The sequence below is a fragment of the Gemmatimonas groenlandica genome, assembly GCF_013004105.1.
Lineage (GTDB): Bacteria > Gemmatimonadota > Gemmatimonadetes > Gemmatimonadales > Gemmatimonadaceae > Gemmatimonas > Gemmatimonas groenlandica.
This window is the reverse complement of record NZ_CP053085.1, coordinates 4,279,266-4,293,052: the sequence shown is the minus strand read 5'-3', so window position 1 is coordinate 4,293,052 and position 13,787 is coordinate 4,279,266. Positions and strand designations below refer to the sequence as shown.

10 protein-coding genes are annotated in these 13,787 nt (G+C 65.3%); 1 reads left to right on the top strand and 9 read right to left on the bottom strand.

Annotation, left to right across the window (positions count from 1 at the left end; all coding sequences use genetic code 11):
- Window positions 1-55: 55 nt before the first annotated feature.
- The 4 genes from HKW67_RS18430 to HKW67_RS18415 all read right to left on the bottom strand — a co-directional run bounded on the left by HKW67_RS18430 (window position 56) and on the right by HKW67_RS18415 (window position 4,176).
- Window positions 56-1,279 carry an RNA polymerase sigma factor gene (locus tag HKW67_RS18430; protein ID WP_171226779.1) on the bottom strand — a complete coding sequence of 408 codons (1,224 nt, stop codon included), beginning with the start codon at window positions 1,277-1,279 and terminating at the stop codon, window positions 56-58.
- Between the two features lie 8 nt (window positions 1,280-1,287).
- Window positions 1,288-1,641: a YciI family protein gene (locus HKW67_RS18425; RefSeq protein WP_171226778.1), complete on the bottom strand. Its 354-nt coding sequence runs from the start codon at window positions 1,639-1,641 to the stop codon at window positions 1,288-1,290.
- 1,078 nt (window positions 1,642-2,719) lie between these two features.
- Complete coding sequence (locus tag HKW67_RS18420) at window positions 2,720-3,784, bottom strand: aldo/keto reductase (RefSeq protein WP_171226777.1); 1,065 nt, start codon at window positions 3,782-3,784, stop codon at window positions 2,720-2,722.
- On the bottom strand, window positions 3,781-4,176 hold the full coding sequence (locus tag HKW67_RS18415; RefSeq protein WP_171226776.1) for a TIGR04076 family protein: 396 nt from the start codon (window positions 4,174-4,176) through the stop codon (window positions 3,781-3,783). Before HKW67_RS18415 ends, HKW67_RS18420 begins: the two co-directional genes overlap by 4 nt.
- 38 nt (window positions 4,177-4,214) lie before the next feature.
- Between HKW67_RS18415 and HKW67_RS18410 the strand changes: the two genes are divergently transcribed.
- Window positions 4,215-5,639, top strand: coding sequence for a Na+/H+ antiporter NhaC family protein (locus HKW67_RS18410; RefSeq protein WP_171226775.1), 1,425 nt, complete (start codon window positions 4,215-4,217; stop codon window positions 5,637-5,639).
- Window positions 5,640-6,228: 589 nt separating this feature from the next.
- Here HKW67_RS18410 and HKW67_RS18405 read toward each other — a convergent pair.
- Genes HKW67_RS18405 through HKW67_RS18385 form a run of 5 tightly spaced genes read right to left on the bottom strand, consistent with a single transcriptional unit; the run spans window position 6,229 to window position 13,786 of the window.
- Window positions 6,229-8,457: a YfhO family protein gene (locus tag HKW67_RS18405; RefSeq protein WP_171226774.1), complete on the bottom strand. Its 2,229-nt coding sequence runs from the start codon at window positions 8,455-8,457 to the stop codon at window positions 6,229-6,231.
- Complete coding sequence (locus HKW67_RS18400; protein WP_171226773.1) at window positions 8,438-9,496, bottom strand: glycosyltransferase family 2 protein; 1,059 nt, start codon at window positions 9,494-9,496, stop codon at window positions 8,438-8,440. The genes HKW67_RS18405 and HKW67_RS18400 overlap by 20 nt, the downstream gene beginning before the upstream one ends.
- On the bottom strand, window positions 9,496-12,231 hold the full coding sequence (locus HKW67_RS18395; RefSeq protein WP_171226772.1) for an Ig-like domain-containing protein: 2,736 nt from the start codon (window positions 12,229-12,231) through the stop codon (window positions 9,496-9,498). The genes HKW67_RS18400 and HKW67_RS18395 overlap by 1 nt, the downstream gene beginning before the upstream one ends.
- Window positions 12,228-12,713, bottom strand: a complete 486-nt coding sequence (locus HKW67_RS18390; protein WP_171226771.1) for a hypothetical protein — start codon at window positions 12,711-12,713, stop codon at window positions 12,228-12,230. Before HKW67_RS18390 ends, HKW67_RS18395 begins: the two co-directional genes overlap by 4 nt.
- The gene (locus HKW67_RS18385; protein ID WP_171226770.1) at window positions 12,710-13,786 is read right to left on the bottom strand and encodes a hypothetical protein; all 1,077 of its coding nucleotides are present in this window, start codon (window positions 13,784-13,786) and stop codon (window positions 12,710-12,712) included. The genes HKW67_RS18390 and HKW67_RS18385 overlap by 4 nt, the downstream gene beginning before the upstream one ends.
- Window position 13,787: the final 1 nt, after the last annotated feature.

Genomic DNA, 13,787 nt, shown 5'->3' with positions numbered 1-13,787 from the left:
TTGTCCCAGAAGCATGCGCGCTGCTTCGGATCCGGTCAACCGCAGCGCGATCTGTTCACTCGTTGGAATGCCCGGCGAGTGAGCCCAGCCGCAACTCGATCAGTCGTCGCTCCGGCGCCGACTCGCTCAACGCGAGCGCTCGCTCGAAGCCGTCGCGCGCGTCGGCGAAGCGACCCGCCCGTCGACAGAGCTCGGCGCGCGCAGCGTGTGCAAAGCGGTACTGCCCCAGCTCACCGCGCGCGAACAGGTCGTCGATGATGGCGACACCGATCGCCGCGCCATCGCGCATAGCGACCGCAACCGCGCGATTGAGTTCCACGATGGGCGACGGATCGGCGCGCCGGAGCAGATCGTAGAGCGCGACGATTTTGCGCCAATCAGTTGCGTCGGCTGATGGCGCCTCGGCGTGCACCGCCGCGATCGCCGCCTGCAACGTGAACGCACCAATGCGTCGGCTTCGTAGAGCGCGTTTGACCAACTGACTGCCGTCGGCGATCATCTCGCGGTTCCACCGCCCGCGGTCCTGATCTTCCAGCAAGACGATGTCGCCGTTGGCACTGGATCGTGTATCGCGTCGGGCCTCATGCAACAGCATCAGCGCCACGAGTCCGTGCAGCTCGGGCTCATCGAGCAGCGTCATGAGCTCGCGCCCCAGGCGGATCGCCTCGGCCGACAGTGACGCGTGAGTCACGTCGGCCCCACTCGACGGCGAGTAGCCTTCATTGAACACGAGATAGATCACGTGCAGCACGGCGTCGAGCAGATCGGGGAGATCAGCGGGCAGCGGCACGGCGTACGGAATGCGCGCACCGCGGATCTTGGCTTTCGCGCGCACGATGCGCTGCGCGATGGTCGGCGGCGATGTGATAAACGCGTGGGCGATGGCCTCGGTGGTGAGCCCACACACCTCGCGTAGCGTGAGCGCGATTTGCGCATCAGGCGAGAGCGCCGGATGACAGCAGGTGAACAGGAGGCGTAGCTGATCGTCGGCGATGGTCTCGTCGTCGAGCGCAGGCTCGTGCACGTCGACGCTGGGTAGGTCGAGTTCCGCGAAGCGGGTGGCGCGGCGCAGTCGGTCGATGGCACGGAATCGACCGGCCGAGATGAGCCAGCTGCGCGGGTTGGCCGGCATGCCTTCCAACGGCCACCGCTCGACCGCCGCCGTGAAGGCATCCTGCATCGCCTCCTCGGCGAGATCGAAATCGCCGAGGAGCCGAATCAGGGTGGCGAGAATGCGACGCGACTCCTCCCGGTACACGGCCTCGATCGCGTCGCGCATGGTCGTACTCAAGCCATCTGGGTGGAGATGGGCCGTACTTCGATGCTGCCGGTACGCGCTGACGGGATGCGCGACGCGATCTGAAGGGCCTCGTTGAGATCGCGGGCGTTGATCAAGTAAAAGCCCCCCAGCTGCTCTTTGGTCTCGGCGAACGGCCCGTCGGTGGTGGACATCTTACCGTTGCGAATGCGCACGGTGGTCGCGGTGTGCACCGGCTGCAGCTCCTCGCCGGCGATCATGTTGCCGCTGGCGATAATGTCATTGGTGAACGTGCCGTATTCGCCCATGAAGGCGCCCATCTCGGTGGGCGACATGGCGGCCAGCGTGGCCTCAGCGTCATAGATCAGGCAGAGATACTTCATACTTCAAGCTCCTGGCGGATGGTGAGTCGGGGTGGACACCATCTGGTCGAACGGGGGACGGGGAATTCGACAAGCGAGTAGCACATCGGGGATAGGAACCGAAACCGCGGTTCCAGCCTGACACGGATATGAACGGACAGAAGCGGCTACGAACGGATCGGCTCCGTGCTTTCGACGGAATCCCCGTGGACACGGGGCGTTCAATTTTTTGACATGAACAGTCGTCGAGCCGCCGAGTCCGTCGCGTATCGAGGATGATCAGTTGTTATCCATTCGTATCGGTTCGTATCCGTGTCAGGCTGGAACCGCTGGTTTCAATTTGTATCCCACCAGCAGGATAGGAACAGAAACAGCGGTTCCTCCCTGACACGGATATGAACGGACAGAAGCGGCTACGAACGGATCGGCTCCGTGCGTTCGACGGAATCCCCGTGGATACGGGGGGTCAATCTTTTGACGTGAACAGCCGTCGAGCCGCCGAGTCCGTCGCGTATCGAGGATGATCGGTTGTTCTCCGTTTGTATCGGTTCGTATCCGTGTCAGGCTGGAACTGCTGGTTTCAATTTGTATCCCACCAGCAGGATAGGAACAGAAACCGCGGTTCCAGCCTGACACGGATATGAACGGACAGAAGCGGCTACGAACGGATCGGCTCCGTGCGTTCGACGGAATCCCCGTGGATACGGGGGGTCAATCTTTTGACGTGAACAGCCGTCGAGCCGCCGAGTCCGTCGCGTATCGAGGATGATCGGTTGTTCTCCGTTTGTATCGGTTCGTATCCGTGTCAGGCTGGAACTGCTGGTTTCAATTTGTATCCCACCAGCAGGATAGGAACAGAAACCGCGGTTCCAGCCTGACACGGATATGAACGGACAGAAGCGGCTACGAACGGATCGGCTCCGTGAGTGGGACGGCTTCCCCTCGCACACGGGGCGTTCAATTTCCTGAACACAACAGCCGTCGAGCCGCTGAGTCCGTCGCGCCTCGACGATAATCGGTTGTTATCCGTTCGTGTCGGTTCGTATCCGCGTCAGGCTGGAACAGTCCGTTTCTGTTGATATCCCGTCGCAGAGACCGGTCACGCCGTGTTCAGGTTGTACCGCATGATCCCCGCGTGTACACCGGTCATATCTCGCTCCAGCTCGTACACATCACCACGTGGACCGGGCGCGGCAGCTATCAGCGCCTGAAGCACCGCACGCTCGGCCACCGAGAACTCGAGCGACAGGGAAGCCAACGTGGCCGGCAGGTGATCGGCGTGGCGCGCGCCGAAGATCACCGACGTCACGGCGGGTTCGTCGAGCACCCCACGCAGCGCCACTGCGCCGATCGTGGTGGAGTGGGTATCGGCAATGTCACGCATGGTGCGCAGCAACTGCTGAAACGCGGGCCAGCCGCCGAACTCGTCGATGATCAGTTTGTACTTCACCAGCGAGCGGTTCTCGAGCGGGGCGATGGGCTCATGCACGCCGAGCCAGCGTTCGTGAAAGAAGCCGCCGGCCAGCGCGCCGTAGGTCAGCAGCCCGACACCGCGTTCGGCGCAGAGTGTCGCCATATCGCCCAGTGCGCGGCGGTCCAGCAACGAGCATTGCACCTGATGCGACACGATCGGGATACCGGCGTCGAGCAACGCCCGTAGTCGCGGCGTATCGAAGTTCGTCACGCCAAGCTGCCGGATCTTGCCGATGCGTTTGAGCTCGGCCAGATGGCCAGCCGCTTCGAGCCAGCCCGAGATGTCGAAGTTCCACCAGTGGAACTGCACGAGGTCGAGGGCCTCGACGCCGAGTCGCGAGAGCGAGCGGTCGACGAGACGCTCGATATCGGCGCGGGAGAGCGTGGGCAGTGCGTCACGATCCGGCACACACTTGGTGTGCACGCGAATCGTGGGGGCGGCGGCCCCGTACCGTTCATGCCAGCCGCGCAGGAACTCCCCAATGAGCTCCTCCACGCCGGTGTAGATGTCGGCGCAGTCGAACGCTGTGATTCCCACTTCCGCGAAAGCCACCATGTCGGCGATCGCATGCGCGCGATCGACCGTGCCGTGTCCACCGGCCAGCTGCCAGCCGCCCTTGATGAGACGGGGAAGCACATAACCCGGCGCCAGTTCGCGCGTAGGAACCGGCGGATGCTCCGCGGCGCTCACGACGGCTCCGGTGTCGGCGGCAGCGGTACCAGCGTGACATCGGCATGCCGAAAGGTCGTCGTGCCCGTGCGCGTGATGCGAAACCGGCCGCCGCAGTGCGGATCGGGACAGGCGATGTCGGCGTCGGTCGTCATCCAGTCGTTGGGATGTGTCGGGCGCTGCTTGGCCGGCAGTAGCGGCAACAGTGCCGCCAGTGGATAGAGTGGAAACGTCTGACCGGCGGGGAACGCGAGGTTCTCGCCGCGCAGCGTGAAGTAGTCGCCAACCTGGTGATTGCACACCATCGGTCGGTCGGTCCCGATCACCTCGACGCGCAGGTCGAAAAGCGTGAACGCGTCGTCGCGCGCGGGCGGTGTGGTGTGCCGCGCGGGGTCCCGATTGGTCTCAGACATGGCGCGAACGATAGCGCCACACGACCTTCTCCTGCCATATGTCCAGCCAGATGCCAAGCCCAACATCTCCCGCAGCCACGCCCCCGGCTCCGCTCACGTTCATCGGCGGGCTCGCGGGCGCGCTGGCCCCGTTCGCGGCATTCTTGGGCGGCGTGGCGTGGCTCGCACTGAACGGCGCGCCCGATGAGAAGGGTTTCTGGCCGATCCTGCTCGGCGCGCTCATTCTAGGCCTACTGCTCGCCAAGGATCGCGAGCGGTACGCTGACGCGATGCTGGACGGTATGAGCCAGCGGGTGGTGATGGTGATGCTGTGCGCCTGGCTGTTCGCCGGCGTGATGGGGGCGGTGTTGAGCGCGGGTGGTCTGGTGACCGGACTCGCCTGGCTTTCGCGGACGTTGGGGCTGAGCGGTGGTGCGTACGTCGCCGCGACCTTCCTCACCACCGCGATCGTATCGACGGCCACCGGCACGAGCTTCGGCACGATCCTGTTGTGTGGCCCGATTCTGTATCCCGCTGGTGGTGCGGCCGGTGCGATGCCGGCGGCGCTCATGGGTGCGGTGCTCGCCGGCTCCACGTTCGGCGACTCGATGTCACCGGTATCGGATACCACGATTGCGTCGAGTGGCACGCAGCGCGTGGATATCGGCGGCACCGTGCGCAGTCGGCTGCGATACGCCGTACCGGCGGGGCTTGTCGCGTTGGTCGCGTCGGCGCTGCTGGGCGGCGGTACGGTGGTCGATGCCGTGACCACCACCGTCGCGAGTACCGCCCAGTCGGCACCAGCCTCTCCGAAAGGCTTGGTGCTGCTGTTCTCGCCCGCGCTCGTGATCGCGATGCTGTTGCGCCGAACGCATCTCATTACCGCGTTGCTGACGGGAGTGGCGACCTCCGTGGGTATCGCGCTCGCGTTTCAGTTGGTGAGTCCATACGACCTGCTACACATCGCGCCGGGGACCTTCGGTGCGACGGGCGTGCTGGTGGAAGGCATGAAGCGCGCGATCGGCGTGAGCGTGTTCACACTGCTGCTCGTGGCGCTGGTGGGCACGCTGCAAGCCACCGACGTGCTCGATCGGTTGGTCCGCGCCTCCGAGCAACGGGCACATACCGCCCGCGCGGCGGAAGGATGGATGGTGGGTGTAGTGTCGGCGGCGGTGCTGCTCACCACGCACAGTGTGGTGGCCATTCTGGCCGTCGGCGAGTTTGCGCGACAAACCGGTGAGCGCTTCGGCATTGACGGCTATCGTCGCGCCAATCTGCTCGACCTCACCGTATGCACGTGGCCGTTTCTCCTGCCGTACTTTCTGCCTACGATTCTGACGGCCAGCGCGAGCCGCAGCGGCGAGGCCTTCGGCATGCCTGCCCTGGCCGCCGGTACCGTGGGCCTCTACAACAGCTACGCCTGGGCGCTGGTCGCCACGGTGCTGTTCGCGGTGGTCACCGGATACGGGCGGCAACGCAGCTAATGTCATTCCAGACTTGGTCGATCACGCGGCGCCGGGGCTCGGGACAGGACCTGAAGCAGACTGTTCCTGCCTGACTCGGATACGAACCGATAGCCACGGCTGCGAACGAATCTGCTCCGTGCACACGGCACCGCCATCGTCAGTCCGGGCTTTTCGTTCCCTGCCGTGAACAGCCGGCGAGCCACCGAGTCCGTCGCAGAACGACGATGATCGGCTGCTATCGGTTGCTATCAGTTCGTATCCGTTCTAGCTGGAACAGCACGTGTCCGTTCGTATCCCGTGGCCGCTGGATCACGCGGCGTCGGGGCTCGGGACAGGACCTGAAGCAGACTGTTCCCGCCTGATTCGGATACGAACCGATAGCAACGGCTGCGAACGGATCTGCTCCGTGCACACGGCACCGCCATCGTCAGTCCGGGCTTTTCATTCCCTGCGGTGCGCAGCCGGCGAGCCACCGAGTCCGTCGCACAACGACGATGATTGGCTGCTATCGGTTTTTCTCAGTTCGTATCCGTGGCAGGCGGGAACCGCTGGTTTCCGTCCGTATCCAAAAATAAAACGCCGACAAATTCCGGCAGACACCAACCAGTCAGGCTGACGCAGCCAGCAGACGCCGAGGCAGCCAGTCGAATCGGTCGCGAACCACGCACACGATCGCTAGGACCAGCGTACCAAAAGCCAGCAGGATCCACTTAACGGTCGCCATCGTGTAGCGCGCAGCGATGGTGTGTTGCCCAGCGGGAAGGTCGATGCCGATGAACACCGGCGACACCATGTACGTGCGCACCGGCGTACCGTCCACGGTCACACGCCAGTTGGGGTGGTACGTGGTCTTGAGTATCAGCGACGACGGCGACTGGCATTCGACGACGAGATCGATGATGCCTGCTTCCGCACGCTCTGAGAGTGTGCGGCCGCCACCGGGACAGGCACCGGTGGGCACCGCCGGACCGCTCGGCTGGCGAAAGTCCCAGCGGATGAACTGCTTCGCTACCGGCGCTGCACTCTTGCTCCACGCTTCCACGCCGCGCAGGAGCTCGAGCTGCGAACCGGCGGCACGTCGTTCCACCACTGCACCGTAGGTCGCGATACCGGTGGTGGCCACGCGATAGACCGTATAGCGCGGCGTACGCGCGAGCGGCGTCATGAAGCCGTCCACCGGCGCGCCGCTCGGCAACGCCACGTAGCGCACGTCGAGCAGATCGTACTGCGCGGGATCACGATCGCGGAAGCTGACGACCATATCGGCGTTGAGCGACAGCCCCTGGAACAGCGGCGCCACCGCCGGCAGTCCGCGACCCTTGAGCACGTCGTACGCGCGAATGAGGGGACCGATGCGCCACTGCTTGCCGCCGTTGCTGGCGAGACCCATGTAGGCGCGCCCGCCTGGTTGTGCCGCCATGGTGTCGAGCACCGTGGTCAGGTCAGGATCGGCCTCCAACGCAGCGCGCGTCGCCGTCATCGCACGGCCGTCGCGACCGAAGAACGTGGCGCGGTCGCGCATCGCCGGCGAGAGGATCGCCAGCAGCAGTACGGTGGCGACCACGAGCGCACCGATGGAGCGCGGTGCGCGGGGTATCATGGCCTCGGAGTCGCGTCCCACCTGACGATCCACAATGGCGCGCCAAATCCACTCACCTCCAACGCCGACCAGCATCAGCAAGAACACGTCGGCGATGCCGATGAACCGGTATACGAGGTGCCCGTCATACCGCAGCACGCGCCCGAGCCAGTTCACTTCAGTGGGGCGGAGTTGGTAGAGCAGCAGCCACACCAGTGTCCCCACCAGCGCGAAGCGCGCCGCACGGGTCCGCATAAAGAACGTCGCCACGCCGCCCAACAGGGCGAGCGCGGTCAGGATCGGCCAGCGGTCTTCGTCGATCACCAGGCGCTGCAACGCGCTGAGCAGCGAACGGCTGCCATCGAGATCCGGCGACGTAATGCCGGGAAACATCGCGAGATAGCTGCCGGAGCTCATCGCGAACGGGATCAGCATGTACGCCGACATCGCCATCGCGAGCGCGCCCACGATGACAAGCCGCAGCACGTTCGCCTTCCACGTGTCGCGCGTCGACAGCAGCACGCACAGCAACACACCGGTCATCGCCATCATGTACGACCAGATGAAATGCGACAGCGCGAGCGCGGCGAGTGCGGCCGTGGTGCCGGCGTAGCCGCGCCCCGTACGCATGAGGCGATAGAGTCCCGCCATCGCGATCAGCGAAAGATGCTCGGCCCACAGCTGCGTGAAGAGACCGCGACCGACCCACAGCTGCCCGTCGTACTCCAAACCATAGCCATCGCGGTTGGCGAACAGGGTGGTCGCGGCGGCACTGATCGCCGCCGCACGCACCGAGAAGTCCATGCGGCGCATGGACCAATACACGGTGAGCGGCAAGCCAATCAGCAGCAGATAGCGCGCGCCGTCGAACACCGTGCGCAGCTCGACGAGGCCGAACAGCAGGCGGTGCACACCCGCCACCACGAGGTGCGGCAGGTTCTGGTAATACAGGAACTGCGGATAGCCGAGTTCGAGCTGCGGCATCCAGAAGTCGAGCGGATTGCGCCACTGCGCCATTTCGCGACTGGCGCCCTGCACCATCTGCCAATGCAAGGCGAGATCGTTGCTGGCGGGCACCGGCGTCGTGAACTCGGGCAGCAGTTGCCACGCCGTCACCAGCAACGGCACCAGTGCCAGCAGCGCCAAGCAGAGGCGCTCCCAGTTCACCGTCGAGGGCGACTCAGTGGCCACGCTTTCCGGTGACGGCGACGTTACCGCCGCTGGCGCCGGTGCCGAGTTACGACGCCGTTTGCTCATACGCCGCGAGCGGTGGGAGCCGGACAGGTCCGACTTGCTGCTTGTGTGTGACGATCGCCCAGGCGGCACCAAGACCGGCCTCGGCGTAGTAGAGCAGTCGCAACGGCGCCACCCCAATCGCGAAGAAGAAGCCGCGACGTGAGCCGAACCACGACAACAGCGCGGCATTGCCCAGGAGTACAATCATCACACAAAACGCCGCGATGTAGGCCAGCGCGTTGTTCAGGAACACCAGCGCGCCGAACGTGGCCGCGACGGCGATCGCGGTGAACACGGTGTACAGCTTCTCGCGCACGCGAAGATTGAGCGGACCGCGTTGCATCGCTTCGCCCCGACGCAGAATCAGGTGCATCCAGGGAATGGCGCGCTCACGCAGATCGGTGCGCACCATGTTGCTGAAGCTCCATCGCTTGAGGTGTTTGCCCTGCAAGTCCGGATCGAGCAGGATGCGCGCGCCGGCTTCGCGCAGCCGATAGCCCAGCTCGATGTCTTCGATCTGTGGGCGCGGATAGCGCACCGCGTCGAATCCACCGACCGCCAGGAACGTGTCACGCCGCACGGCCCCACAGCCCGCCCAGAACGTATCGGCCTCGCCGGGGTGCAACGTGTGCACGTAACGATGCAGGAGGTTGCGGTACTGTGAAATGAAATCCGTTTCCGCCGGCGCATCGTCGTAGGCACCGAACGCGGCGCCGAGTGTGGGGTCGGCGGCGAAGTGCGCGGCAAAACCACGCAGCGTGCCCGGCGCCACGACCACGTCGGCATCGATGAACACCAGCACCGAACCCGTGGCGGCGCGTGCACCCATGTTGCGGGCGTGGGCCGGACCACGCGGGCCATCGGCCACGCGCAGTACACGATCGGCCGCGGCCCGCGCGACGTCGGCCGTGTTGTCCGGACTGCCGTCGTCCACCACGATCAGTTCCCACGACGCGCGCGGCAGCTCGCTGGCCTGCAGTCCGTGCAAACACTGCTGCAGGTACGCCGCACAGCGATAGGCCGGCACCACCACCGAAAGAAATGGCGCCGTAGAACTCACTACGGTCGCTGCTTCTCGAAGGTGATCCCGACCGCCGCCAGCGTCGCTCCGCTGATACGACCGATGATCCACGAATTGGGTTGCGCCGAGGGATTCGCGGCGAACGCGCCCGTGAAGGCGAAGGTGAGCCCGTTCGCCGTCGTAATCGTGAACTCCACGACGTTGCCGCTCACGGTACCGGTGACCGACGCGACCTGCACGATGCTCTGGCCGCCCAACGCCAGCACACCGTCGGTATTGAGCGCAGACAGCTGACAGTCACCGGCAGTCGCCGCGCATCCACTCGGCGAGGCCAGCGCGATCGTATTGCCAGTTTGAACGAGGCGGACATGCCAGTGCACATCACTGCACGCCGATTCACCCGACCAGAAACCCGTCATCGTGACCGGCGCCACCGAGCCGGGCACCGGCGTGAAGCAGCTCTGTACCTGCGCCGGCAATGTCTGGCCGTTTACATCGGCCACGCCCGTGGTCACCGTGGCAACGTAGCCATTGTTGTTGTTCAGCGCGGAGCTCGGCGTGAATGACGCGGTGCGAGTGGCGCTGTTGTACGATACCGTACCGGGCACCAGTTCGGCGGTGTTGCGGTTGCGCACGAAAAACGTGCTGCCATTCACGGTGCTGGCAAGCATCGGCAAGCTGAACGTGACCGACACCGGACCGTTCACGGCGGCGTCGACCGATCGATCGGGCGGCGTGAACGACACCACCCGCGCCGGCGCCGGACGTGTTTGGAAGTTGAACGACGTGGCCTCGAATCGATTGCCGGCGAGGTCGCGCGCGTTCGCACTCACCGACACGGTATACGTGGTCACGTATTCCAACGGCGAGGCGGGACGGAAGGTGAGCGTCGTGGTAGCCGCGTCGTAGGTGAGGGACCCGGCAATCGACTCGGTGGTGTTCGCCACCCGGAGTGTGATCACACCCGTCGTGAGGGTGGCCGCGTTCATGGCTTCGTTGAAGCGCACACTGATCGCCGTCGCGATGTCGATGGCGGCCGCGTTCTCCGCGGGGACGCTGCTCGCAATGCGCGGCGGCGTGTCGTCGGTGGTCGCGGCCGTCGTGAAGCTGACGTCGCGCGCTGCGGCCAGGGCATTACCAGCGGAATCACGCGCGGCGGTGGTGATCGTCGCCGTGTAGCCGGTGTTGCCGGCCAGTCGTGCCGCCGGCGCGAACGATAGCGTCCGCGTCGCCACGTTGTACGTCACGGCTCCCGCGATCGCGGTGCCGCCGGTGGTGGTGCGCAACACGAAGGCGGCGGCGGTGAGCGACGCCACATTCATCGTTTCGCTGAACGTCGCGGTGAGCGTCGAGGCTGGGTCGACATTCGCGGCGCCGTTGGCTGGAAACGTGGCGGTTACGGTAGGCGACACGATGTCCGCGCCGATCGCGGTGAATTGCGACGTAAACGGTGCCGCCAGCGGATTACCCGACAGATCGCGTACGGCGGTGGTCACGGTCAGCGTGTACGTGCTGCCGAGCGTGAGCGGTGTCGATGGCGTGAGGGTGGCGCGGTTGGTGGCCGGTGAGAACTCCACAGCGGCCGGCACCGCCACCGCGCCCGGGGCGCGCGTGAGCGAGAGGGTGGAGGCGGTGATCGTCGTGGCGTTCATCGCTTCACTGAACGTCACCGTGATGGCCGACGCGATCGGCACGTTCGCCGCGCCATTGACCGGCGACACGGCCGTGACCGTCGGTGCCGATTCATCGACCGGCGCCGACGTGACGAACTGGGTGGTCGCGACCGACGCGAGCCCGTTGCCCGCCAGATCGGTCGCGGCGGTCGACATACGGGCCGTGTACGACGTCGACGCCGCCAACGGCGCGGTCGGCGCCAGCGTGGCAATGCGGGTACCGGCCGCGTACGAGACAGTGGCAGCCACATTCGCGCCACCGGCGGTCGGCGCGAGCGTCATCGAGGTCGCCGAGATCGACGCCGCATTCATCTCTTCGCTGAATGTGGCGGTGACGGTCGCGCGCACGGGCACATCGACGGCACCCGCCACGGGCGCGAATGCCAGCACGGTGGGCGCCGTGGCATCGATTGGGGCGGCGGTGGTGAACGACGCGCGATAGGCCACGAGCAGACGATTTCCCGCGCCATCCTTGATCGCGGTCGTGACGTCGAACGTGTACGCGGTGCTGGGCGTGAGCGGGACCGACGGCGTGAACGTGAATGCTTTGGCGCCGGCGGTATACGACACCGTGCCGGCGAGGTTCTGGCTGGAGCCGACGGCGCGCAGGATCAGGTTCGCGGACACAAGCGTGCTCGCGTCGAGCGCCTCGCTGACCGTGACCGTGATCGGCGCCGCGATCGCCACGTTGAGGGCGTTGGTCGCGGGCACCGAGCTCACCACCGTGGGACCGGTGAGATCGGGCAACGTGAAGGTGGACTGCGTGGTAACCGGAGACGGCGCCGACTGGGCGCTGCCGCTGCCCTGCGCGATGACGGTGTATGTGTACGTCTTCAGCTCTTCGAGACCGAAGTCGGTGTACGTGGGCACCGTGACATCGCCGACCTTCGCGCCGTTGCGCAGCACGGCATAACTCTTCACCGATTCGCGCGCGGGGTTCGCCGTCCAGTCGACCCGGACCGACGTCAGCGAGGTGAGTGTCACCGTGACGCCGGTCGGCGCCGAGGGCGCGACGGGACCGCTGGGGTCTCCCGAACACGCCACGGCGGCCAGCGCGCCAACCGCCCGCATCCAGCGAACCGCCCGGGCACGCGCGATCACGTCGTAATGCTCTTCTCGAACGTGATCGTCGTCTCAGGCAACGTCGGCCCACTGATCTTCCCCGTCATCAGGCGATCTTCTGCCATCCGTCCGGTGAAGGTATAGGTGCGGTTGTTGCTGAGCGTGAAGGTGAACGTGATGTTCGGATTGTTGAAGGATCCCGTGACCGACCGCACCGTGACCGGCAAGTCGCTCCCCACGAATGCGACGCCCGTCGGGCTGAACGGGAAGAGGCCGCACCGCTCCGGATCGCAGTTGGGGAGCAGCGAGAGCGACGTGCCGGTCTGCACCAACGTGATGTGCAGATGCACTGCGCCGGTCTGCTCGATGCCGACCCAGTACGACGTGGCGGTTTGGGCCGGGACATTCGGATCGGCATCGGTCGGTGCCGGACCGCCGCATGCAGACACGAGCGCGATCATGGCCAGCGTCGACACACGACGGGCAAACGAGCGGACGGAACGAAGCGAACGAAGCATCATGAGCCTGGATGTTTGTGAGGTGCCGCCGCCTTCGGTGCCGGACGGCGCGGCAACGGCGCCGGGCCTCCCTGCTGCGTGAGTCCCATCGCGTGTCCCATCGACACCCACTCATCGACGGTCGTGATGTTGGACGTGGCATCGCGGTACTTGGCCGATGCCTCGAGAATCGTGGCGCGCTTCTTCTCGCGCGGGACATTCGGATTGGCGAGGATGTCCGATACGACGTCATGTAGAGAATGCAGGTTGTCGAAGATGATCGCCGCTTCCGGATAACGCGTGGAGAAGTCGGGCGCGATCGCCGGCGACATCGGCATGACCGTGGGCAACTTGTCGATGCCGCCGCGCGTCATCTCGTAGAACCGATCGACCACGGCGTTCACGTTCACGTCCATGTCCGCCTTCGCATCGGAGGCCAGCATGGCGTCGTACAGCGTCATCTGAATCCAGTGGTACGACCACACGAGCCCGTTGAACTTCGGGTTCTGCTTGCGGAAGGCCAGCGAGTATGACTGACCTTCCATCAGGTTCATGTCCTTCGGATGCGAGCTGAAGGCGAGCGCCGGGCGAGACTTGTAGTAACGCAGCAGATCGGCCACATGTGCGTCGCGCTCGGCCGGTTTGCCGGCGTCGTGCGCGAGCACGTCGTACAGCTGCCGGTGCAGCATGTGCGCCCAGCTGAACATCGCAAGCGTTTCCGGAGCCAGCAGCGACCACGACGGACCAACGGCCGCTTCATCGAGCGGCACACGGGGCGGCTTTTCGAGCAGTGATTTGGTCAGGAAGTCGTATTCCTGTCCATCGAGATCACGCGCCGCCGTACCCGGTGAACGCCACAACCGTTCGTACAGAATGGCGTGTCCGTAGTCGAAGGCGTTGAACAAGTAGCTGGCACGCGGATGCAGCGCGTTGAAGGCGAAGCTGTGCGCGCCCGGCAGATACGTCTGCTCGAAGTACTTGCCGGCCTGCGCCTGTAGCGGCGCGGCGGATACCGCCGACACGGCACCACTGACGGCCGCGGCCGCCAGCAGCGTACGTGCGAGCAGTCGGCGGGACGACTGCGTGTGAAGGGACATG

What these genes read in the sequence shown, in the direction of transcription:
- HKW67_RS18405 (WP_171226774.1), bottom strand. Translation starts at nt 8,457, where the DNA reads ATGAGCAAACGGCGTCGTAACTCGGCACCGGCGCCAGCGGCGGTAACG.
- HKW67_RS18425 (WP_171226778.1), bottom strand. Translation starts at nt 1,641, where the DNA reads ATGAAGTATCTCTGCCTGATCTATGACGCTGAGGCCACGCTGGCCGCC.
- HKW67_RS18385 (WP_171226770.1), bottom strand. Translation starts at nt 13,786, where the DNA reads ATGTCCCTTCACACGCAGTCGTCCCGCCGACTGCTCGCACGTACGCTG.
- HKW67_RS18415 (WP_171226776.1), bottom strand. Translation starts at nt 4,176, where the DNA reads ATGTCTGAGACCAATCGGGACCCCGCGCGGCACACCACACCGCCCGCG.
- HKW67_RS18410 (WP_171226775.1), top strand. Translation starts at nt 4,215, where the DNA reads ATGTCCAGCCAGATGCCAAGCCCAACATCTCCCGCAGCCACGCCCCCG.
- HKW67_RS18390 (WP_171226771.1), bottom strand. Translation starts at nt 12,713, where the DNA reads ATGATGCTTCGTTCGCTTCGTTCCGTCCGCTCGTTTGCCCGTCGTGTG.
- HKW67_RS18430 (WP_171226779.1), bottom strand. Translation starts at nt 1,279, where the DNA reads ATGCGCGACGCGATCGAGGCCGTGTACCGGGAGGAGTCGCGTCGCATT.